The sequence below is a fragment of the Streptomyces sp. NPDC094147 genome (genome assembly GCF_044764265.1).
Lineage (GTDB): Bacteria > Actinomycetota > Actinomycetes > Streptomycetales > Streptomycetaceae > Streptomyces.
On sequence record NZ_JBIWHT010000008.1, the window covers coordinates 86,300 to 106,767 of the forward strand.

18 protein-coding genes are annotated in these 20,468 nt (G+C 70.9%); 8 read left to right on the plus strand and 10 right to left on the minus strand.

Features of this window, described 5'->3' with window-relative positions; all coding sequences use genetic code 11:
* Positions 1-152: 152 nt before the first annotated feature.
* Positions 153-980, plus strand: a complete 828-nt coding sequence (locus tag ACIQ8J_RS15095) for an inositol monophosphatase family protein (RefSeq protein ID WP_403272290.1) — start codon at positions 153-155, stop codon at positions 978-980.
* Between the two features lie 111 nt (positions 981-1,091).
* Here ACIQ8J_RS15095 and ACIQ8J_RS15100 read toward each other — a convergent pair whose 3' ends face one another.
* Complete coding sequence (locus ACIQ8J_RS15100) at positions 1,092-1,874, minus strand: nucleotidyltransferase domain-containing protein (RefSeq protein ID WP_403272358.1); 783 nt, start codon at positions 1,872-1,874, stop codon at positions 1,092-1,094.
* Between the two features lie 119 nt (positions 1,875-1,993).
* On the opposite strand from ACIQ8J_RS15100, the gene ACIQ8J_RS15105 reads away from it, so the two are divergent.
* Both ACIQ8J_RS15105 and ACIQ8J_RS15110 read left to right on the plus strand, forming a co-directional pair.
* Entirely contained in the window at positions 1,994-3,418 is a 1,425-nt protein-coding gene (locus tag ACIQ8J_RS15105) for a phytoene desaturase family protein (protein WP_403272289.1), read from the plus strand.
* Positions 3,415-3,936, plus strand: coding sequence for an O-acetyl-ADP-ribose deacetylase (locus tag ACIQ8J_RS15110; protein ID WP_403272288.1), 522 nt, complete (start codon positions 3,415-3,417; stop codon positions 3,934-3,936). The genes ACIQ8J_RS15105 and ACIQ8J_RS15110 overlap by 4 nt, the downstream gene beginning before the upstream one ends.
* Before the next feature lie 22 nt (positions 3,937-3,958).
* Here ACIQ8J_RS15110 and ACIQ8J_RS15115 read toward each other — a convergent pair whose 3' ends face one another.
* The gene (locus ACIQ8J_RS15115) at positions 3,959-4,936 is read right to left on the minus strand and encodes a LysR family transcriptional regulator (protein WP_403272287.1); all 978 of its coding nucleotides are present in this window, start codon (positions 4,934-4,936) and stop codon (positions 3,959-3,961) included.
* Positions 4,937-5,036: 100 nt separating this feature from the next.
* On the opposite strand from ACIQ8J_RS15115, the gene ACIQ8J_RS15120 reads away from it, so the two are divergent.
* From ACIQ8J_RS15120 to ACIQ8J_RS15130, 3 genes are all read left to right on the plus strand, one after another.
* Entirely contained in the window at positions 5,037-6,233 is a 1,197-nt protein-coding gene (locus ACIQ8J_RS15120) for a M6 family metalloprotease domain-containing protein (RefSeq protein WP_403272286.1), read from the plus strand.
* Positions 6,234-6,478: 245 nt separating this feature from the next.
* The gene (locus tag ACIQ8J_RS15125; protein WP_403272357.1) at positions 6,479-7,948 is read left to right on the plus strand and encodes an AlkA N-terminal domain-containing protein; all 1,470 of its coding nucleotides are present in this window, start codon (positions 6,479-6,481) and stop codon (positions 7,946-7,948) included.
* A 12-nt stretch (positions 7,949-7,960) separates the two neighbouring features.
* A complete protein-coding gene (locus tag ACIQ8J_RS15130) occupies positions 7,961-8,458 on the plus strand; it encodes a methylated-DNA--[protein]-cysteine S-methyltransferase (protein ID WP_403272285.1) in 498 nt (165 codons plus the stop codon).
* Between the two features lie 201 nt (positions 8,459-8,659).
* Here ACIQ8J_RS15130 and ACIQ8J_RS15135 read toward each other — a convergent pair whose 3' ends face one another.
* Complete coding sequence (locus ACIQ8J_RS15135; RefSeq protein WP_403272284.1) at positions 8,660-9,172, minus strand: NUDIX domain-containing protein; 513 nt, start codon at positions 9,170-9,172, stop codon at positions 8,660-8,662.
* A 64-nt stretch (positions 9,173-9,236) separates the two neighbouring features.
* Positions 9,237-10,949 carry a BCCT family transporter gene (locus ACIQ8J_RS15140; protein WP_403272283.1) on the minus strand — a complete coding sequence of 571 codons (1,713 nt, stop codon included), beginning with the start codon at positions 10,947-10,949 and terminating at the stop codon, positions 9,237-9,239.
* Between the two features lie 142 nt (positions 10,950-11,091).
* Between ACIQ8J_RS15140 and ACIQ8J_RS15145 the strand changes: the two genes are divergently transcribed.
* Together ACIQ8J_RS15145 and ACIQ8J_RS15150 are read left to right on the plus strand one after the other, a co-directional pair.
* Positions 11,092-12,246 carry a glycerate kinase gene (locus ACIQ8J_RS15145; RefSeq protein WP_403272282.1) on the plus strand — a complete coding sequence of 385 codons (1,155 nt, stop codon included), beginning with the start codon at positions 11,092-11,094 and terminating at the stop codon, positions 12,244-12,246.
* Between the two features lie 140 nt (positions 12,247-12,386).
* On the plus strand, positions 12,387-13,907 hold the full coding sequence (locus ACIQ8J_RS15150; protein ID WP_403272281.1) for an MFS transporter: 1,521 nt from the start codon (positions 12,387-12,389) through the stop codon (positions 13,905-13,907).
* 153 nt (positions 13,908-14,060) lie between these two features.
* Here ACIQ8J_RS15150 and pssA read toward each other — a convergent pair whose 3' ends face one another.
* From pssA to ACIQ8J_RS15180, 6 genes are all read right to left on the minus strand, one after another.
* Entirely contained in the window at positions 14,061-14,915 is an 855-nt protein-coding gene (gene pssA, locus ACIQ8J_RS15155; RefSeq protein ID WP_189389371.1) for a CDP-diacylglycerol--serine O-phosphatidyltransferase, read from the minus strand.
* Positions 14,902-15,558, minus strand: a complete 657-nt coding sequence (locus ACIQ8J_RS15160) for a phosphatidylserine decarboxylase (protein ID WP_403272280.1) — start codon at positions 15,556-15,558, stop codon at positions 14,902-14,904. Before ACIQ8J_RS15160 ends, pssA begins: the two co-directional genes overlap by 14 nt.
* Positions 15,559-15,731: 173 nt before the next feature.
* Positions 15,732-16,937 carry an acyl-CoA dehydrogenase family protein gene (locus ACIQ8J_RS15165; RefSeq protein ID WP_403272278.1) on the minus strand — a complete coding sequence of 402 codons (1,206 nt, stop codon included), beginning with the start codon at positions 16,935-16,937 and terminating at the stop codon, positions 15,732-15,734.
* Between the two features lie 2 nt (positions 16,938-16,939).
* Positions 16,940-17,464: a MaoC family dehydratase gene (locus ACIQ8J_RS15170; RefSeq protein WP_403272356.1), complete on the minus strand. Its 525-nt coding sequence runs from the start codon at positions 17,462-17,464 to the stop codon at positions 16,940-16,942.
* A 5-nt stretch (positions 17,465-17,469) separates the two neighbouring features.
* Positions 17,470-18,432 carry an HpcH/HpaI aldolase/citrate lyase family protein gene (locus tag ACIQ8J_RS15175; RefSeq protein ID WP_403272277.1) on the minus strand — a complete coding sequence of 321 codons (963 nt, stop codon included), beginning with the start codon at positions 18,430-18,432 and terminating at the stop codon, positions 17,470-17,472.
* Positions 18,429-20,456, minus strand: coding sequence for a protein meaA (locus tag ACIQ8J_RS15180; protein WP_403272276.1), 2,028 nt, complete (start codon positions 20,454-20,456; stop codon positions 18,429-18,431). The genes ACIQ8J_RS15175 and ACIQ8J_RS15180 overlap by 4 nt, the downstream gene beginning before the upstream one ends.
* Positions 20,457-20,468: the final 12 nt, after the last annotated feature.

Sequence of the window (20,468 nt, forward strand, 5' to 3'; positions counted from 1 at the left end):
GGACCCGTCGTATTCCGGCGCCGCTGCCGGCGCGCGGGACGTGGCGGCGCCGGGTTGCCACGTGCGGCCCGTTCACCTCGATGTCCTGCGGTGTTGGCCGGTTCGTCGGAGGAGGCTCGCCGATTGTCAGTGCCGCGTGATTTGCTGGACACATGATCGACGAAGGCTTTCTCGCAGGTGGTACGGCAGCGGTCGAAGAGGCGGTCCGCAAGGCGGCCGCCGTCGAGATCATGCCGCGCTTCCGGCAGCTCGCTTCGCACGAGGTGGTCGAGAAGAACGGCCCGCACGACCTGGTCACGGTCGCCGACCGGCTGGCGGAAGAGCATCTGACCGCCGCGCTCACCGCGATACTTCCCGGCTCGGTGGTCGTCGGCGAGGAGGCCGTGCACGCCGACCCGGCGGTGTACGAGGCGCTGCTCGGCGACGCGCCGGTGTGGATCGTCGACCCGGTGGACGGCACCCGCCAGTTCGTCCACGGCGAAGCCGGATTCTGCACCCTGGTGGCGCTCGCCCACCGCGGCGAGCTGCTGGCCTCCTGGACGTACGCGCCGGCGCTGGACGAGATGGCGGTGGCCGTCCGGGGCCGTGGCGCGACCCTCAACGGCGAGCCGCTGCACGCCGGTTCGCCCGAACCCGGCGCCGTCATCGAGGTCGCCACCTCCCACCCGGACTACACGACACCCGAGCAGAAGCGCGCCCTGCTCGGCCTGCGGGTCGACGGTGTGCAGCCCCGGCCGTGCGGCTCGGCGGGTCTCGAATACCTGGCGATAGCCCGCGGCGAGCTGGACGCCCTCGCGTTCTCCTGGGAGTACGCCTGGGACCACGCGGCGGGGCTGCTCCTGGTGGCCGAGGCGGGCGGCGCCCAGACCACGGTCGCCGGCGAGCCGTTCCGGATCACCGGGGGCAACGCGCTCCCGTTCACCGCGGCCCGCGACGCGGCGACGGCGGAGCTGGTACGGAGGCTGCTCGCGGGCGAGTAGGAGCCGGTGTCCGAGCCCCCGCCCGGGTCCGCGGCTCGCCCGGGTCCGCCTGGGCTCGCTCGCGGGGGAGCGAGGCCACGGCTCGTCCCAGGGCGGGACCGAGGCCACGGCTCAGGAGAGCGCTGCTCGCACCTCGCGCACCAGGTCGTCGGCCAGATCGACCGCCCCGGCGTCCAGCGCGCGCAGGGCTGCCGCCGCCCCCTCGGCGAAACCGGCCGGGGCGGCGTCCAGAGCGGCCGCCGAGGCCAGCGCTCCCTTCTCGTTGAGGAGCCAGCGCCGGTGATGGGCGTGCAGGGACTGGGCCAGGACGCCGAACGCGCGGGACAGGCAGAGCGACACATGCAGCGCGTCGCGACAACCGGCCGACTTGCGAGCGGCCGCCACCGAGAACTCCGCCTCCCAGGCCGTCGCGACCAGCGCCGCGCGCAACGGCTCCGGGTAGTGGCGGGTCTGTTCCTGAAGGACCGTCAACTCGCCCTGCGGATCGGCCAGTACGAGTCCGAGGGCGACCTCCCCCGGATAGGCGGGCGACCAGAACCCCAGCGGGTGGCCGGGCTGGACACCGACCTCGTACCGGCCTGCCAGACAATCGGTCCAGACGCGTTCGACGCGGTCCAGGTCGCGCAGGATCCAGTCGACCGCGACGCCGTCGAGCGTCAGCCAGGCGCCGCCGTTGACCCAGGGGCCCCAGCCGCCCGGCCCGGCCACCTCGACCGGAGTGCCGCAGACCTCGGAGGCCAGCCGGGACAGTGCGGGAACGTCCAGGTCACCGCGGTAATACAGGCCCAGGTCCCAGTCGGAGTCCGGGCGGTGGGTGCCTCGGGCGCGGCTGCCGCCCAGGGCGACGGCCCGCACCCCGGGCACCTCGGCGAGCCGCTCGGCGAGGGCGGCCATACGGTGGCTGACAGCGGGGTGCGCGGGCGAGTTCACCGGCCGGACGCTACCCCGAGCCGGATTGTCGGTGCACCGGAATATCCTGGGTGCCTTGGCCGACGTGGCGTGAGGAGTCCGAGGTGCCGTCGATGATCGATGCCGTCGTCGTGGGGGCGGGGCCCAACGGACTGACCGCTGCCGTCGAACTGGCCAGGAGGGGCTTGCGCGTTGAGGTCTTCGAGGCCAAGGACACCGTGGGCGGCGGAGCCAGGACCGAGGAGCTCACGCTGCCCGGCTTCCGCCACGACCCCTGCTCCGCGGTCCACCCGCTGGGCATCGGCTCGCCCGCCTTCAAGAACATGCCGCTCGACCGGTACGGGCTGGAATGGCTGCACCCCGAGCTGCCGATGGCGCACCCCTTCGACGACGGGACGGCCGCCGTGCTGTCCCGCTCGGTCGCCGAGACCGCGGCCTCCTTCGGACCGCGCGACGCCGGTACGTACCGCCGTCTGCTCGCCCCCTACCACGGCAAGTGGGACGTGCTGGCACGGGACTTCATGTCGCTGCCGCTCACCGCGCTGCCGCGCGATCCCATCGGGCTCGCCCGGTTCGGGACCGTGGGCCTGCCGCCGTACACCTGGCTGATGCGCCGCTTCCGGGACGACCGGGCGCGCGCCCTGATGGCCGGGCTCGTCGCCCATGTCATCGCCCCGCTGGGCGGCCTCGCCACCGGAGGCGTCGGCATGCTCTTCGCGCTGGCCGCGCACGAGAACGGCTGGCCGCTGCCGCGCGGCGGCTCCCAGTCGATCTCCGACGCCCTGACCGCGTACCTGCGCGACCTGGGCGGCGCGGTTCACACGGGCTTCGAGGTCAAGCGGCTCGACGACCTGCCGCCGGCCCGCGCCTACGTCTTCGACACCTCGCCCACCGCCCTCGCCCGGATCGCGGGCCTGGGCAGGGCGTACGAGCACTACAAGTACGGCGCCGCCGCCTTCAAGATCGATTACGCCCTGGACGGGCCGGTTCCGTGGACGGCGAAGGAGGCCAGAATCGCCGGGACCGTCCAGATCGGCCCCTCCAGCCGCGACATCGGCACCGCCCTGAACCAGGCCTCCGGCGGCACGGCCCCCGAGACGCCCTTCCTGATCACCGCCCAGCCCAGCCTGGTCGACCCGTCCCGCGCGCCCGAGGGCAAGCAGGTGTTCTGGGCGTACGGACACGTCCCCAACGGCTGGGAGGGCGACCTCACGGACGCCATCGAGCGACAGATCGAGCGCTTCGCCCCCGGCTTCCGCGACCGCGTCCTCGCCCGCGCGACGGCGGGCCCGCCCCAGCTCGCCGCGCGCAACGCCAACTACGTCGGCGGCGACATCGCCTGCGGCGCGGCCCGCGGCATCCAGCTGCTGCTCCGCCCCAAGATCTCCCTGTTCCCGTACACGACACGGCACCCGTCGGTGTTCCTGTGCTCCTCGGCCACCTGGCCGGGCCCCGGCGTGCACGGAATGTCCGGTCACAACGCGGCGAAGGCCGTGTGGCGCAGCCTGCGCAAGGCCGATCAGCGATGAGCCGGCCCCGGGCGGACATCGTGCTGGTGCGCGGCGACATCACCGAGCAGTCGGTGGACGCGATCGTCAACGCGGCCAATTCCTCACTGCTCGGCGGCGGAGGCGTGGACGGCGCGATCCACCGCCGAGGCGGGCCCGCCATCCTCGAAGACTGCCGCAGGCTGCGCGCCTCCCAGTACGGCAAGGGTCTGGCGACCGGGCAGGCGGTCGCCACCACCGCCGGGCGGCTGCACGCGCGCCATGTGATCCACACCGTCGGTCCTGTGTCCACCGACGCGGTGGACCGGTCGGAGCTGCTGGCTTCCTGCTACCGGGAGTCGTTGCGGGTGGCGGATGAGCTGGGCGCCCGTACCGTCGCCTTCCCGGCGGTCTCCGCGGGCGTCTACGGGTGGCCGATGGAGGACGCTGCGCGGATCGCGGTGGAGACGGTGCGGGCGGCGGAGACGTCGGTCGAGGAGGTCAGGTTCGTCCTCTTCGACGAGGCGGCGTACGAGGCGTTCGCCCGGCAGATCCGCTGACCGTCCTGCTGCGGGGACACGCTCATCCGGGTCCCTGGGCCTGTACCCGGGCCAGGTGGGGGAAGCGCTGCCGCCAGCGGGGGTACGCGGGGTTCCCGGCGCAGGCGGCCAGGTAGCCGTCGCCGACCCTGCGCAGGACCTCGGCACCGTGGGCGGCGAGCGGTCCGGTGCGGTGCCACGCCAGAAGGTGGCGGTACCAGAGGGGGTTTCCGGCCAGCGGGCGGACGGTGACTCCGGGGACCTCGATGAAGGTGGCCTGGCACAGGGTGACGGCCAGTCCCGCCCGTACGATCTCGACCAGCTGCCTGCCCTCGGCCTCGTACGGGGTGAAGGGACGGCGGTGCGTCAGGGCGCAGACGGAGGACCAGTACTCCCGGGTGCGGTCCCGGTCGGGGCGCGGCACCGCCCAGTCCTCGTCGAGCAATTGCGCCAGGGAGACGTCCTCCTGGGCGGCCAGGGGATGGGCCGTGGGAAGCAGCGCGAACACGGGCTCGGTGACGAGCGGGGCGAGGGTGACGCCATCACGCGGCAGGAGTTCCTGCTCGGGGTTGTCGCCGAGGACGGCGGCCTCCAGGCGGCCCGCCGCCAGGTCGTCCAGGAGCGGGGCCGGGGAGTGCTGGCAGCGCGAGGTCACGTCGGCTCCGGGCAGCAACTCCCGTACCGCCAGGATGAGATGGGCGAGCAGGGGGGCGCCGACGGATCCCAGGCGAAGGCGGTTTACGGGTGACCTGTGGCGGGTGGCGCGGGCGGTGTCGGCGAGCAGTGCGTCGATGCCGGGCAGGATGGTCTGGGCGCGGGCGAGTACGAGTTCGCCGAAGTCGGTGGGGACCGCACCGGATCGTCGGCGGTCGAAGAGCATCCCGCCGAGCATGGCTTCGATGCGTCGCAGTTGGGCGCTGACCCCGGGCTGGGTCATGCACAGTGAGGCGGCGGCCTTGGTGAGGCTGCCGGTCTCGGCGATCGCGCAGACCACTCGCAGGTGCCGTACCTCAAGATCCATGGCGCGGATGTTATGGACCGCCGACATCTTTCGGCCAGAGACGGCCTCCTTCAGTCTTATGTGAAATGTCACACGGCGTTCATTGAGGGGTCGCGCATCCATGAGACGTTCCGATTCTCCAAGGGCGGCAGCCCGCAAAACGCTCCTGTCCGCCCTGGTCACCGGCCTGCTCCTGCTCCTGTTGGGCGCACCGGCCGCCCATGCGCAGGGGGACGGCGCGTCCGCCTGCGCTCTGCACGGGACGACCGGCTGGACGGACGAGGGGCATGACACCGACTACTCCGTCTTCCAGCGTCCCGCCGGCACCATCAGGGTGGCCATGATCTTCGTGGACTTCCCGGACGCCCCGGCCACCGAGTCCCCGGCGAGCGACGCCGCCCAGCTCACACCGGGCGCGGACTGGGTGTGGAACGCCTCCTACGGGAAGGTGTGGCTCGCCATCTCGCAGCACCAGCAGTGGGTGCGGATGCCGCGCAACTCCACCGACTACGGCTTCGCGCGCGGACTGAGCCACGAGGCACACGAGGCGTACGTCAAGGACGCCGTGACCGCCGCCGACCCCGATGTGGACTTCTCGCAGTACGACATGGTCTATGTCGTCCCCACGAGGAACGCGGCGGCCATCTCCTTCACACCCACCTATGTGTACGAGCCGGGCACGGCCGGTGTCGTCGCCGACGGCACCACCATCAAATGGGCGGTCACCTTCGGCCAGGACATGTGGAACTGGGGGCCCAAACTGCTCGGCCACGAGACCGCGCACACCTTCGGGCTGCCCGACCTGTACGCCTTCGACGCGGGCACTGACGCCCACCGGTTCGTCGGCGGCTGGGACGTGATGGGCCTGGTCGGCGGGAAGGCGCCGCAGTACTTCGGCTGGGAGTCCTGGAAGCTCGGCTGGACCGACGACAGCCAGGTCTACTGCCAGGCTTCGAGCGGCAGCGGCACCGTGTCCCTCACGGCCGTCGAGTACGGCAGCGGCACCAAGTTCGCCGTGGTGCCCACCGGACCGACGACCGCGTACGTCGTCGAGTCCCGCCGGGCCGTCCAGGCCGATGCGGGGGCCTGCTCGACCGGCGCGCTGATCTACAAGGTCGACACGTCCGCGCAGTCCGGCTACGGCCCGATCCAGGTCATGGACGCCAAGCCCGCCGCCACCCCGGTGAGCGGCTGCCGCCCGCTGGACGACGCTCCGTACTGGGCCGGTGAGTCGTTCACCGACTCCTCTGCCGGCGTGCGCATCGATGTGCTGGGCGCGGACGGGTACGGAGAGACGGTGCGTGTCACCAAGTCGTAGGCGAATATGGGCAGTTGCGGCCCGGCCGTCGTGATGGGCGACCGGGGCGCAACTGTGTTCAGACGCTTCCGGGGAAGTGGCGGGCGACCTGCCGTGCCTCGCCCGGTGCGGCGGTCCGCCGAACCGGTATCGCCCGCGCCGGTGGGTGACCCGCTGGCCCGGCGAGGTCGATGTCGGATTCTCGCCAGCCGGGGCGGGTGCCCGTGCCCGATGCTTGACGCATGCACCCCGCCGCTCCCGCCCCGATGCACACCGACACCGAGCGTTGCGTGCGCGCCGTCCAGTCCAAGGACGCGCGCTTCGACGGCTGGTTCTTCACGGCCGTCCTGACCACCCGCATCTACTGCCGGCCCAGCTGCCCGGTCGTGCCGCCGAAGGTCGAGAACATGACCTTCCACCCGAGCGCGGCCGCCTGCCAGCAGGCCGGATTCCGGGCCTGCAAGCGATGCCGCCCCGACACCACGCCCGGCTCGCCGGAGTGGAACGCCCGCGCCGACACCGTCGCCCGCGCCATGCGCCTGATCAGGGACGGAGTGGTCGACCGCGAAGGCGTCCCCGGCCTCGCGACCCGCCTCGGCTACAGCGCCCGCCAGATCGAACGCCAACTGCTCGCCGAGCTCGGTGCCGGCCCCCTCGCCCTGGCCAGGGCGCAGCGGGCGCAGACCGCGCGGATCCTCATCGAGACGACCCCGCTGCCCATGGCCGAGGTCGCCTTCGCCGCCGGGTTCTCCTCGATCCGCACCTTCAACGACACCGTCCGCGAAGTCTTCGCGCTCGCCCCGACCGAGCTGCGCGCCCGCGCCGCCCGGGGCATCGCCCACCAGACGCCGGGCGCGATCACGCTCCGGCTGCCCTTCCGTGCCCCGCTCAATCCCGACAACCTCTTCGGCCACCTCGCCGCGACCGGCGTCCCCGGAGTCGAGGAGTGGCGCGACGGCTCCTTCCGCCGCACGCTGTCGCTGCCGTACGGCCACGGCATCGCCGAACTCACCCCGCAGCCGGAACACATCGGATGCGTGCTGCACCTCACCGATCTGCGCGATCTCACCATCGCCATCAGCCGCTGCCGCTGGATGCTCGACCTCGACGCCGACCCGGTCGCCGTCGACGACCGGCTGCGCACCGATCCGCTGCTCGCGCCGCTGGTCGACAAGGCGCCGGGCCGCCGCGTGCCGCGCACGGTGGACGCCGCCGAATTCGCCGTACGGGCTGTGCTGGGCCAGCAGGTCTCGACAGCCGCCGCCCGCACCCACGCGGCCCGGCTCGTCGTCGCGCACGGCCGGGCGATCGACGACCCGGCGGGCGGGCTCACCCACCTCTTCCCGACCCCCGCCCAGCTCGCCGAGATCGACCCGGAGCGGCTCGCCCTGCCGCGCAGCCGCCGCACCACCCTCACCACGCTGGTCGCCGCGCTCGCCGACGGCACCCTCAAGCTCGGCCTCGACAGCGACTGGGACCTGGCGCGGGCCCAGCTCATGGAGCTGCCCGGGTTCGGCCCCTGGACCGTGGAGGTGATCGCGATGCGGGCGCTCGGCGACCCGGACGCCTTCCTGCCCTCCGACCTCGGCATGCGCCGGGCGGCCGGAAAGCTCGGACTGCCGTCCACCCCCGCCGCGCTCACCGCGCGCGCCGCCGCCTGGCGACCCTGGCGGGCCTACGCGGTGCAGTACCTCTGGGCGACGGAAGACCACGCCATCAACCACCTTCCCGCATAAGGGAGTTCAGTCGTGCACATCACCCACACGGTCATCGGCAGCCCCTACGGCCCGCTCACCCTCGTCGCCGCCGACGGGGTCCTCAGCCGCCTCTACATGGAGGGCCAGCGCCACCGGCCGTCCGAGGAGACCTTCGGCGAGCCCGACCCGGACGGCCCCTTCCCCGAGGTCGTCCGCCAGCTTCAGGCGTACTTCGCCGGTGAGCTCACCGAGTTCAAGCTGGACTTGAACCTTCGGGGCACGCCCTTCCAGCAGCGCGTCTGGGCGCAGCTCCAGCAGATCCCGTACGGCGAGACCCGCTCCTACGGCGAGCTGGCCGAGGCCCTCGGCAACCCGAACGCCTCCCGCGCGGTCGGCCTCGCCAACGGCAAGAACCCGGTCGGCATCATCGTGCCCTGCCACCGAGTCATCGGCGCCAACGGCAGCCTCACCGGCTACGGCGGCGGCCTCGACCGCAAGCAGCGGCTGCTGGCCTTCGAGCGCGGGGAGGCAGCGGACGCGCTCTTCTGAAGGGGCGTCCGGCTAGGGGGTGTCCGGCGGATCTGGTCGCCCACAGCGGGCGGTGCCCCTTGGGCGCTGGTGAGCGGGGGTCTGGTGCGTGCAGCTGCAAGGCGGAGGAGGGAGTCGACGCGGAGCGTCGGCGAGTGACGACAACGCGGCAGATGTGCGTGCCAGACCCCCGCGTCCCAGACAAGATCCGCCGGACACCCCCTAAGGGGCGTCCGGTGCCACCGGGCGGCCGTTCTCCAGCTCCACCGTGCCGCGGCCCCCGGTCACCGCGTCCAGCGCGGCGAGCACGCGGCCGTACAGCGCGCCGGAGAGATGGCCGGCGAGCTCCTCGCGCGGCACCAGGCGCCACGAGAGCAATTCCTCCTCCTGGAGCCGGATCGCCTTGAACTGCTCCTCGTCCAGCACCCCGCCGTCGTAGACGTAGCCGACGATCGGCGGACGCGCCGTGCCGTGGGCCCAGTCCACCGCGAGCAGCCGGCCCGGCTCCACGTCGAGGCCGATCTCCTCGAAGGTCTCGCGGCGGGCCGCCTGGCGCGGGGTCTCCTCGGTGTCGGACTCGATGGTGCCGCCGGGCAGCGCCCATCCTTCGCGGTAGTTGGGCTCGACGAGCAGCACCCGGCCCTCGGCGTCCCGGAACAGGGCGGCGGCTCCGGCCAGGACGCGGGGGAGCCCGGCGATGTAGGTGGTGTAGTCGTTGCTGATGTTGTCGGTCACGTGGCCAGGGTAGGGGGCGCGCGGCGGCCGCCGAAGCCTTGGCCAACGCCGGTGCCCGCCGCCGTCAGGCCTCCGGCGTGCCCGAACCGTCCTCGCTCGTACGGGACTTGGCGGCGCGGCGCAGACGGTGGTGCAGGGCGGGACCCTGCTCGGTGATCGCGTCGCCGACCATCGCCCGTACCGCGTCGCCGAGCCCGTGCAGCGCGCCGTGGCGGGAGGGGCCCGCGCCCGGGTCCTCGCGCAGTTCCTTCACCAGCGACCAGCACAGGCCCAGCATCACGAGCACGAAGGGCAGCGCGACCAGGATCGTCGCCGTCTGGAGGGACTTGAGCCCGCCCGCGACGAGCAGCACCGCCGCGACCGCCGCCATCAGCACGCCCCACATCACCACCAGCCACGTCGGCGGGTGCAGCGAGCCCCGGCTGGTGAGCGAGCCCATCACGAGGGAGGCGGAGTCCGCGCTGGTGACGAAGTAGGTCATCACCAGGGCCATCGCGATGTACGAGGTGACCGTGCCGATGGGCAGCGCGTCCAGCATCGCGAAGAGCGAGGCCTCGGCGCCGTTCTTCACCGCGCCCGCGAGGTCGGCGGCGCGGGTGGATTCCAGCCGGATCGCCGTGCCGCCCATGACGCAGAACCAGATGACGGTCGCGCCGCTGGGCACGAGCAGCACCCCGATGAGGAACTCGCGGATGGTGCGGCCGCGCGAGATCCGGGCGATGAAGGTGCCGACGAACGGCGCCCAGGACAGCCACCACGCCCAGTAGAAGATCGTCCAGGCGCCCAGCCACGCGCGGTCGGTGAAGGCGCCGGTGCGGCTGGCCATGGGGAGCAGATCGTGCAGATAGCCGCCGATGGAGGCCGGGACGGTGTCGAGGATGTAGACGGTGGGGCCGAGCAGGAAGACAAAGGCCATCAGGAGCGCGGCGAGCACGATGTTGATGGTGGACAGCCACTTCACCCCCTTGTGCAGACCCGAGAACGCGGAGAGCACGAAGGCCGCCGAGAGCGCGGCGATGATGACGAGTTGTGTCGACTGTGAGTTGTTCACGTTCGAGGTGATGTCGAGGCCCTCGGCGACCTGGAGGGCGCCCAGGCCCAGGCTGGTCGCGGTGCCGAAGACGGTCGCGAAGACCGCGAGCAGGTCGATGCATCTGCCGGGCGAGCCGGCCGCCCGCCGCTCGCCCATGAGCGGCACGAACGCCGAGGAGAGCCGGTTGCCGCGTCCCTTGCGGAACCCCGCGTAGGCCAGCGCGAGCCCCGCGATGCCGTAGATCGCCCAGGGGGTGAGCGTCCAGTGGAAGAACGAGTACTCCAGCGCGGTGCGCGCCGCGTCGCCCGTGCCGCTCTTGGCGCCGCCCGGCGGCGGGGTCAGGAAGTGGGTGAGCGGTTCGCCGACTCCGTAGAACATCAGCCCGATGCCCATGCCGGCGCTGAACATCATCGCGATCCAGGCCAGATTGGTGAACTCCGGCTCGGAGTCGTCGGCGCCCAGCCTGATCCGCCCGTACCGGCTGATCGCGAGGACCACGCACAGTACGAGGAACGTGTCGGCGGCGACCACGAAGAGCCAGGCGAAGTTGTCGAGCACCCAGGCCAGCGCCGTCGACGAGGCGCTGTCGAAGGAGCTCTTGCCCAGGGCCGCCCAGGCGACCACGGCCGCCACCGCGACCACACCGATGGCGATGACGGTGTGGTCGGGGGAGGGATCGGGCGCCGGGGCGGGGCCGCCCGGCGGAGGGCCCGAGGCGGAATGATCGATCGAATCGCTACTCATGGCGCCCCACTATGGTGTGGAATCTTTGCATTTTGCGGGGTGGCGCGCCGTCCGTGGGACCTGGCAGCTATGGGCAGGCGCGCGCCGGGCGGATAGGGTCTGAAGCGGCGCGACTGCCTGTTCGAAAGCAAGGGATAGCAAGGTGACGGACGGCGCAGTTTTGGAGACCGCCCGCGTACTCGTGGCGGCGGACAAGTTCAAGGGCTCGCTCACGGCCGTACAGGTCGCGGAGCGGGTGACGGCCGGGCTGCGGCGGGTCGTCCCGGATCTGCGGGTGGAGACCCTGCCGGTCGCCGACGGCGGCGACGGCACGGTGGCGGCCGCGGTGGCGGCCGGATTCGAGCGCCGCGAGGCGCGGGTCACCGGGCCGCTCGGCACCCCCGTGACCGCGGCGTACGCGGTACGCGACGGTGTCGCCGTGGTCGAGATGGCGGAGGCCTCCGGGCTCCAGCACCTTCCCGAGGGCGTCTTCGCGGCGCTCACCGCCACCACCTACGGCTCGGGGGAGCTGCTGCTCGCCGCGCTCGAAGCGGGCGCGCGGACCATCGTGTTCGGCGTCGGCGGCAGCGCGACGACGGACGGCGGCGCCGGCATGCTGGCCGCGCTCGGCGCCCGCCTCCTGGACGCGTCGGGCGAGCCGGTCGGCCCCGGCGGCGGTGCGCTCGCCGACCTCGCGACGGCCGACTTCTCGGGCCTCGACCCCCGTTTCGAGGGCGTGGAGCTCGTCCTCGCCAGCGATGTCGACAACCCGCTGACCGGCCCGAAGGGCGCCCCCGCGGTCTACGGCCCGCAGAAGGGTGCCTCGCCCGAGGACGTGGCGGCCCTGGACGCGGCCCTGGCCCACTACGCCAAGGTCCTCGAAGCCACGCTCGGCGCGAAGGCCGCCGCGGCGGCGCTCGCCCCGGGCGCCGGTGCGGCCGGCGGCATCGGCTACGGCGCGCTTGTCGCGTTGGACGCCGCGTTCCGGCCCGGCATCGAGGTCATGCTCGACGTGCTCGGCTTCGCGCCCGCGCTGGCCCGAGCCACCCTGGTGATCACCGGCGAAGGCTCGCTCGACGAGCAGACCCTGCACGGCAAGGCTCCGGCGGGCGTCGCCGCCGCGGCACGCGCGGCCGGCATCGAGGTCGTCGCGGTATGCGGCCGCCTCGCCCTCCAGCCCAAGCAGCTCGGCGACGCGGGCATCCGCCGGGCCTACCCGCTGACCGAACTGGAGCCGGACCCGGCCCAGTGCATCGCCAACGCGGGCCCGCTCCTGGAGCGCGTCGCCCAGAACATCGCGCAGGACTTCCTGCGGTAGCCCCCCGCACGACAAACGGCCCCCGACGCGAGTGATCGCGCCGGGGGCCGTTTTCGTATCCCGGCGGACGCAGGGCACCCGAGAGGCACACCCAGCAGAATTGTGAGACACTGATGTCTCATTCGATACTGGAGTGTTCCATGACCGCGCACCTCGACCCCCGGCGCTGGGCCGTCCTCGCGATTCTGTCGGGCAGCCTGCTGCTCATCGCCATGGACACCACGATCCTCAACGTCGCCTTCCCCTCCCTCGTTGGCGACCTGCGCCCCAGCTCCGTACAGCAGCTGTGGATCATCGACATCTACGCCCTCGCGCTCTCCGGCCTGCTGGTCACGGCGGGTGCGCTGGGAGATCGCTGGGGGCGCAAGCGGCTACTGCTCATCGGGTTCGGCATCTTCGCGGCCGCCTCGCTGATGGCCGTCTTCGCCACCGAGGCCTGGCACCTCATCGCCGCTCGGGCGCTGCTCGGCATCGGCGGCGCCGCGATCATGCCGTCGACCCTGTCGATCCTGCGCCACGTCTTCACCGACGCCCGTGAGCGCGCCTTCGCCTATGCCGTGTGGGCCGCCGTGTTCGGCGGCGGCATGGCGCTCGGCCCGGTCGTCGGCGGACTCCTCGTCGAGCAGCAGGGCTGGCACTCGGCGTTCCTGATCAACATCCCGGTGGCGCTGGTCATCATCGCGCTCGGCGTGCGGCTGATCCCCGAGTCCCACCAGCCCCGCGCCGGGCGCTGGGACTGGTGGGGCGTGGCCCAGTCGATCGTCGGCATGCTCGCCCTCGCCAGCGGCATCAAGCAGCTCGGCAAGGGCGGCCCCGCCGACCCGCTCGCCTGGGGGCTGCTGGTGATGGCGGCTGTGACGCTGACAGTATTTGTCCGGCGTCAGCTGAAACTGCCCCAACCGCTGCTCCAGGTAAGGCTGTTCGCCAACCGTTCCTTCACCATCGCCGCCGTCTCGATCTTCCTCGGCATGATCGCCCTCGGCTCCGCGCTGTTCCTGGTCACGCAGTGGTTCCAGTACGGGCAGGGGTACACCCCGCTGGAGGCGGGCGTGCGGCTGCTGCCGGCGCCGCTCGGTCTGATGGCCACCTCGATGGCCACCCCGGCGCTGATGCACCGCCTGCCCATCCGGTACGTGCTCGGCGGCGGACTGCTGCTCATGACCGCCGGCCTCGCGCTGCCCTGGTTCCTGGGGCAGTCCGGCGCTCTCGGATACCCGGCCGTCGCGCTGGCCCTCGCCGTGATCGGCTGCGGCGTCGGCATCGCCACCACGGCCGCTTCGGTGACGCTGATGGCCTCCGCCCCCGCGAAGGACGTCAGCGGCGCGGCCGCCGTCGAGGAGACCTGCTACGAGCTGGGTGCGGCCATGGGCGTGGCGGTCCTCGGCAGCGTGGCGACGGCCCTGTACCGGGTGCACCTGCCCGACCTCGGCCTGGCCGGCCCGACTGCCGAGGCCGTCCGGGACTCCGTCGGCGAGGCCGCGCACGTGGCCTCGGGCATCGGCGGCCCCGCGGGTGCGGCGCTGCTCGGCAAGGTCTCCGAGGCGTTCACCTCGGGCATGACGCCGACGTTCCTGCTCGCCGCGGCCCTGCCGCTGGCCGCCGCCGTACTGGCCTGGGCGAAGATCCCGAAGGACCTCCGCCCTACGGAACACGCCCACTGACCACCTCAAGCCCGTCATGGGGGTCCCCCTGGCCCTTCAGGCCTTGGGGGAGATTGAGGACGGCACCCGGGCGGCCGCCCGGCTCCGGGCAAACAGCGAGTGGCCCCGGACCAGATGGTCCGGGGCCACTTCGTTCGCTCACGCCGCGCAGCGTTACGGAAGCTGCGCCGCCCGCGCCTCGCGGCGGTTGTCGCGGAAGGTGTTCACCCGGCGCGCCGTGGCGAACAGCGGGATCGTCGCCGCCAGCACGATCTGCAGAGCGCAGCCGGTCTGGAGCAGCATCTGACCGCCCGGAGCGTCGAACGCCCACGCCGCGAGCAGCCCCATCGCACCGATGATCCAGCTGAGCATCGCCACCGCGAGGATGCCCCGGGGCTTCGGGTACTCGACCCGGCTCACCATCAGCCAGGCGACCCCGATGACGGCGAGCAGCGTCGGGACGAACGGCAGCTCAAGGAGGACGATCGAGACGACCGTGAGCGCACCGAACGGGCTCGGCATGCCCTGGAACATGCCGTCCTTCATCGTCACGCACGAGAAGCGCGCGAGTCTCAGCACCACGGCGAGCAGCACCGTGATCGCGGCGACCGCGGCCACCCGCTGGTGGGCGTCGTCCGCGACCATTCCGTACACGAGCACGAAGTAGGCCGGGGCGAGCCCGAAGCTGATCAGGTCGGAGAGGTTGTCCAGCTCGGCGCCCATCGGCGAGCTGCGCAGCTTGCGGGCGACCAGACCGTCACAGAGGTCGAAGATCGCCGCGAGCAGCATCAGGATCACGGCGGTCGCGGCGGAGTGCCGCGCCATGCCGGTCTCCTGGCTGCCGGACAGGTGCGGGATGAGGATGCCCGTGGTGGTGAAGTACACCGCCATGAATCCGCACGTGGCGTTGCCGAGGGTGAGGGTGTCCGCTATCGATAGCCGCAGCGACAGCGGCATCTCCTCGACGTCGTCCTCGGACTCCGCCTCGGGGACCCAGCCGGCCTGTGTCTCGGGATCAATCACGGTCAATTCGAGTCACCCCCGCCGTGGTCGCCTGCCCGACCTCGACCGCGACCTCGACACCCTCGGGGAGGTAGATGTCGACCCGCGAGCCGAAGCGGATCAGGCCGATGCGCTCGCCCTGCTCCACCTTGGTGCCCTGCGGGACGTACGGCACGATGCGCCGCGCGACCGCACCGGCGATCTGCACCATCTCGATGTCGCCGAGCTCGGTGTCGAAGTGCCAGACAACGCGCTCGTTGTTCTCGCTCTCCTTGTTGAACGCCGGAACGAAGCCACCGGGGATGTGCTCCACCGACGTCACCGTGCCCGCGAGGGGCGCGCGGTTGACGTGGACGTTCAACGGGCTCATGAAGATCGCGACGCGGGTACGCCCGTCCTTCCACGGCATGATGCTCTGCACCACACCGTCGGCGGGGGAGATGACCCGCCCCTGCGTGATCTCACGCTCGGGGTCGCGGAAGAACCACAGCATGCCCGCCGCGAGAGCGGTGGCGGGCACGGCCACGATCGCGGCGCTCCTGGAGCGGCGCGATCGGGCCAGGCTGAGGGCTGCGGTGGCGACGGTCGGCAGAAGCCACGGCGATGCTCCGCGAGCAAGGCGTCCCTTGAGGAAGCCGTCGCGTGTTGCAGAGGTTTGGCTGTGGGGCATGGATGACCTTCGTAGCGGATGATGCCGCGCTGGCAACGGGGGACGGCGGCTGGTTTACCGGCGATGGTATCGGTTGCGAGCCGCAACTGGGCAAGCCAGAAGCCGAGTCGGCGGCCGGAAGACGATGACAGGGTGTGATCTTCTTCGCGGCCAAACCGACCTAAAAGCGGCAATCAACCCTGGAACCGGTACTCCTCGAGAAGCCGGCGCCCAATGATCATTTTCTGGATCTCGGCGGTACCCTCACCGATGAGCAGCATCGGCGCCTCGCGGTACAGGCGCTCGATCTCGTACTCCTTGGAGAAGCCGTAGCCGCCGTGGATGCGGAAGGCGTCTTCCACCACCTCCTTGCAGTACTCGGAGGCGAGGTACTTCGCCATCCCTGCTTCGAGGTCGTTTCGTTCCCCGGAGTCCTTTTTGCGTGCTGCGTTGACCATCATCGCATGGGCGGCTTCGACCTTGGTAGCCATCTCGGCGAGCTTGAACTGGATCGCCTGGTGCTGGGCGATCGGCTTGCCGAAAGTGTGACGTTGCTGGGCATAGGAGACGCCGAGCTCAAATGCACGCTGCGCGACCCCGCAGCCACGTGCCGCGACGTTGACGCGGCCGACCTCGACGCCGTCCATCATTTGGTAAAACCCTCGGCCGGTGACCCCGCCGAGCACGCGATTGGCCGGAATGCGCAGTCCGTCCATGATGAGCTCGGTCGTGTCGACGCCCTTGTAACCCATCTTGTCGATCTTGCCGGGGATGGTCAGTCCGGGCCGGACCTCGCCGAAGCCCGGCTCCTTCTCCACCAGGAAGGTCGTCATCGACTTGTGGGGCGCCGTGCCCTCGGGGTGTCCTTCGTCACTCCGGCACAGAACGGCCACCAAAGACGACGTTCCGCCGTTGGTCAGCCACATCTTCTGGCCGTTCAGGACGTACTCGTCGCCGTCCTTGACACCCTTGGACGTGATCGCCGACACGTCCGAGCCGAGCGCCGGCTCCGACATCGAGAACGCGCCGCGCACCTCGCCCGCCGCCATCCGCGGCAGGAAGGTGTCCTTCTGCTCCTGGGTGCCGTGCTGCTTGAGCATGTACGCGACGATGAAGTGCGTGTTGATGATGCCGGACACCGACATCCAGCCACGCGCTATCTCCTCGACGCACAGCGCGTACGTGAGCAGCGACTCACCCAGGCCCCCGTACTCCTCGGGGATCATCAGGCCGAACAGGCCCAACTCCTTGAGGCCCTCGACGATCTGCGTCGGGTACTCGTCCTTGTGCTCCAGCTGGGTCGCGACCGGAATGATCTCCTTGTCGACGAAGTCCCGCACGGTGGCCAGGATTTCCTGCTGGATGTCGGTCAGACCGGCGGTCTGGGCGAGACGTGCCATCGCTACTTCTCCGACTTCTTCGAGGGCTCGATCAGCTCCGGGCGGCCGGGCTGTTCCCCGCCGCGCTCCTTGATGTACGTCTCGGTCGGCACCATCACCTTGCGGCGGAAGACACACACCATGGTGCCGTCCTGCTTGTAGCCCTTGGTCTCCACGTACACGATGCCGCGGTCCGACTTCGACTTCGACGGGGTCTTGTCGAGCACCGTCGTCTCGCCGTAGATCGTGTCGCCGTGGAAGGTCGGCGCCACGTGCTTGAGCGACTCGACCTCCAGGTTGGCGATCGCCTTGCCGGACACGTCCGGCACGCTCATGCCGAGCAGCAGCGAGTAGATGTAGTTGCCCACGACGACGTTCTTCCCGAAGTCGGTCGTCTTCTCCGCGTAGTTGGCGTCCATGTGGAGCGGGTGGTGGTTCATGGTGAGCAGACAGAAGAGGTGGTCGTCGTACTCGGTGACCGTCTTTCCGGGCCAGTGCTTGTAGACGGCGCCGACTTCGAACTCTTCATAGGTGCGGCCGAACTGCATGGTGCTCACGCCTCCGGGATCTCGAACTTGGACGTGCGCTGCATGCCCGCCGCCCGGCCCTTGCCCGAGATGACCAGGGCCATCTTGCGGCTGGCCTCGTCGATCATCTCGTCGCCCAGCATCGCCGAGCCCTTCTTGCCGCCCGCCTCGGACGTGCAGTACTCGTACGCGTCCAGGATCAGCTCGGCGTGGTCGAAGTCCTCCTGCGAGGGCGAGAACACCTCGTTCGCAGCCTCGACCTGGCCCGGGTGCAGCACCCACTTGCCGTCGAAGCCGAGCGCCGCGGCGCGTTTCGCGACCTCGCGGTAGCCGTCCACGTTGCGGATCTGGAGGTAGGGGCCGTCGATCGCCTGGAGGTCGTTGGCCCGCGCGGCCATCAGGATCTTCATGAGGATGTAGTGGTACGCGTCCGCGCCGTAGCCGGGCGGCTGCTCGCCGACGACCAGGGTCTTCATGTTGATGGAGGCCATGAAGTCGGCCGGGCCGAAGATGATCGCCTCGGTACGGGGCGAGGCTTCGGCGATCGCGTTGACGTTGTTCAGGCCCTTGGCGTTCTCGATCTGCGCCTCGATGCCGATCTTGCCGACCTCGAAGCCCATCGTCTTCTCGATCTGGGTCAGCAGCAGGTCGAGCGCCACGACCTGCTGGGCGTCCTGGACCTTCGGCAGCATGATGCAGTCGAGGTTCTGCCCGGCGCCCTCCACCACCGTGACGACATCGCGGTACGTCCACTCGGTCGTCCAGTCGTTGACGCGCACGACCCGCGTCTTGCCCGTCCAGTCGCCCTCGTTGAGGAACTTCACGATGGTGTGCCGCGCCTCCGGCTTGGCCAGCGGGGCGCAGGCGTCCTCCAGGTCGAGGAAGACCTGGTCGGCCGGCAGGCCCTGGGCCTTCTCCAGGAAGCGGGGGTTCGAGCCGGGTACCGCCAGGCACGAACGGCGCGGGCGGAGACGGTTGACCGTGGTCATGCGGGGACCTCCAGAGGGTCGAGCTTGTTCGCTTTCCGGATCTCGTCGACGATACGGCCGATGATCTCCGTGATACCGAAGTCCTTAGGGGTGAAAACGGCGGCAACGCCCGCCTTGCGCAACTCTTCGGCGTCCGCGGGCGGAATGATCCCGCCGGCGATCACCGGAATGTCGGCCGCGCCCGCCTCCCTCAGACGTACCAGGACGTCCGGGACGAGTTCGGCGTGCGAGCCGGACAGAATGGACAGACCGACGCAGTGCACGTCCTCGGCGAGGGCGGCGCTCACGATCTGTTCGGGGGTCAGTCTGATGCCCTGGTAGACCACCTCGAAGCCGGCGTCCCGGGCACGCACCGCGATCTGCTCGGCGCCGTTGGAGTGCCCGTCCAGGCCCGGCTTGCCGACCAGGAGGCGCAGCCGCCCCGAGCCGAGGTCCTCGGCCGTCCGCGCCACCTTCTCGCGGACCAGCGCGAGCGGCGTGCCCGCCTCGGCGGTCACCGCCACCGGGGCGGAGGAGACGCCGGTGGGCGCCCGGAACTCGCCGAACACCTCGCGCAGCGCCTCGGACCACTCGCCGGTGGTGACCCCGGAGCGCACGCACTCCAGGGTGGCCTCCATGAGGTTGCCGGTCCCCTGGGCGGCCTCCTTCAGCTTCTCCAGCGCCTTGCAGGGGCGCGGGTGGTTGAAGGGCGGCTGGTAGCGGGAGTCGCGCCAGTTCTTGAGCGAGGCGACGACGCGGGCCTCGACGGCCGGGTCGACCGTCATGATCGCGGCGTCCAGGTCGGCGGTGAGCGGGCTCGGCTCGGTCGACTCGTAGCAGTTGACGCCGACGATCTTCTCCTCGCCGGCCTCGATGCGGGCCCGCCGCTCGGCGTGCGAGGAGACGAGCTGCGACTTGAGGTAGCCCGACTCGACGGCGGCGAGCGCCCCGCCCATCTCCTGGATCCGGTCGATCTCGGCGAGGCATTCCTCGACCAGGGAGCTCACCTTGGCCTCGATGACGTGCGAGCCCTCGAAGATGTCCTCGTACTCCAGGAGGTCGCTCTCGTGCGCCAGGACCTGCTGGATGCGCAGCGACCACTGCTGGTCCCAGGGGCGCGGCAGGCCCAACGCCTCGTTCCAGGCGGGGAGTTGGACCGCGCGGGCGCGGGCGTCCTTCGACAGGGTCACGGCCAGCATTTCGAGCACGATCCGCTGCACGTTGTTCTCGGGCTGGGCCTCGGTCAGTCCGAGGGAGTTGACCTGGACGCCGTAGCGGAAGCGGCGCTGCTTGGCGTTCTCGATTCCGTACCGCTCCCGCGTGATCCGGTCCCAGATGCGGCCGAAGGCGCGCATCTTGCACATCTCCTCGACGAAGCGGACGCCCGCGTTCACGAAGAAGGAGATCCGGGCCACCACATCGCCCTTGCGGTCCTCGGGGATCTGCCCGGAGGCGAACACCGAGTCGAGCACGGCGATCGCGGTGGACATCGCGTACGCGATCTCCTGGACCGGGGTGGCGCCCGCCTCCTGCAGGTGGTAGCTGCAGATGTTGATGGGGTTCCACTTGGGGATGTTGTTGACGGTGTAACAGATCATGTCTGTCGTCAGCCGCAGCGAGGGGCCCGGCGGGAAGACGTGCGTCCCGCGCGAGAGGTACTCCTTCACGATGTCGTTCTGGGTGGTGCCCTGGAGCTGGGTGATGTCGGCGCCCTGCTCCTCGGCGACCACCTGGTACATCGCGAGCAGCCACATCGCGGTGGCGTTGATCGTCATCGAGGTGTTCATCTGCTCCAGGGGGATGTCCTGGAACAGCCGCCGCATGTCGCCGAGATGGGACACCGGGACCCCGACCCGGCCCACCTCACCGCGGGCGAGGATGTGGTCGGGGTCGTATCCGGTCTGCGTCGGAAGGTCGAACGCGACCGACAGACCCGTCTGACCCTTGGCGAGGTTGCGGCGGTACAGCTCGTTGGACGCTTCGGCGGTCGAGTGGCCGGCGTACGTCCGCATGAGCCACGGCCGATCCTTCTGACGCTCTGTCATGAATGGTCCTGG

Excerpts from the sequence above, each read along its gene's own strand:
- ACIQ8J_RS15095 (WP_403272290.1), top strand. The coding sequence starts at position 153 with ATGATCGACGAAGGCTTTCTCGCAGGTGGTACGGCAGCGGTCGAAGAG.
- ACIQ8J_RS15100 (WP_403272358.1), bottom strand. The coding sequence starts at position 1,874 with ATGGCCGCCCTCGCCGAGCGGCTCGCCGAGGTGCCCGGGGTGCGGGCC.
- ACIQ8J_RS15110 (WP_403272288.1), top strand. The coding sequence starts at position 3,415 with ATGAGCCGGCCCCGGGCGGACATCGTGCTGGTGCGCGGCGACATCACC.
- ACIQ8J_RS15115 (WP_403272287.1), bottom strand. The coding sequence starts at position 4,936 with ATGGATCTTGAGGTACGGCACCTGCGAGTGGTCTGCGCGATCGCCGAG.
- ACIQ8J_RS15120 (WP_403272286.1), top strand. The coding sequence starts at position 5,037 with ATGAGACGTTCCGATTCTCCAAGGGCGGCAGCCCGCAAAACGCTCCTG.
- ACIQ8J_RS15125 (WP_403272357.1), top strand. The coding sequence starts at position 6,479 with ATGCACACCGACACCGAGCGTTGCGTGCGCGCCGTCCAGTCCAAGGAC.
- ACIQ8J_RS15140 (WP_403272283.1), bottom strand. The coding sequence starts at position 10,949 with ATGAGTAGCGATTCGATCGATCATTCCGCCTCGGGCCCTCCGCCGGGC.
- ACIQ8J_RS15150 (WP_403272281.1), top strand. The coding sequence starts at position 12,387 with ATGACCGCGCACCTCGACCCCCGGCGCTGGGCCGTCCTCGCGATTCTG.
- ACIQ8J_RS15160 (WP_403272280.1), bottom strand. The coding sequence starts at position 15,558 with ATGCCCCACAGCCAAACCTCTGCAACACGCGACGGCTTCCTCAAGGGA.
- ACIQ8J_RS15165 (WP_403272278.1), bottom strand. The coding sequence starts at position 16,937 with ATGGCACGTCTCGCCCAGACCGCCGGTCTGACCGACATCCAGCAGGAA.
- ACIQ8J_RS15170 (WP_403272356.1), bottom strand. The coding sequence starts at position 17,464 with ATGCAGTTCGGCCGCACCTATGAAGAGTTCGAAGTCGGCGCCGTCTAC.
- ACIQ8J_RS15175 (WP_403272277.1), bottom strand. The coding sequence starts at position 18,432 with ATGACCACGGTCAACCGTCTCCGCCCGCGCCGTTCGTGCCTGGCGGTA.
- ACIQ8J_RS15180 (WP_403272276.1), bottom strand. The coding sequence starts at position 20,456 with ATGACAGAGCGTCAGAAGGATCGGCCGTGGCTCATGCGGACGTACGCC.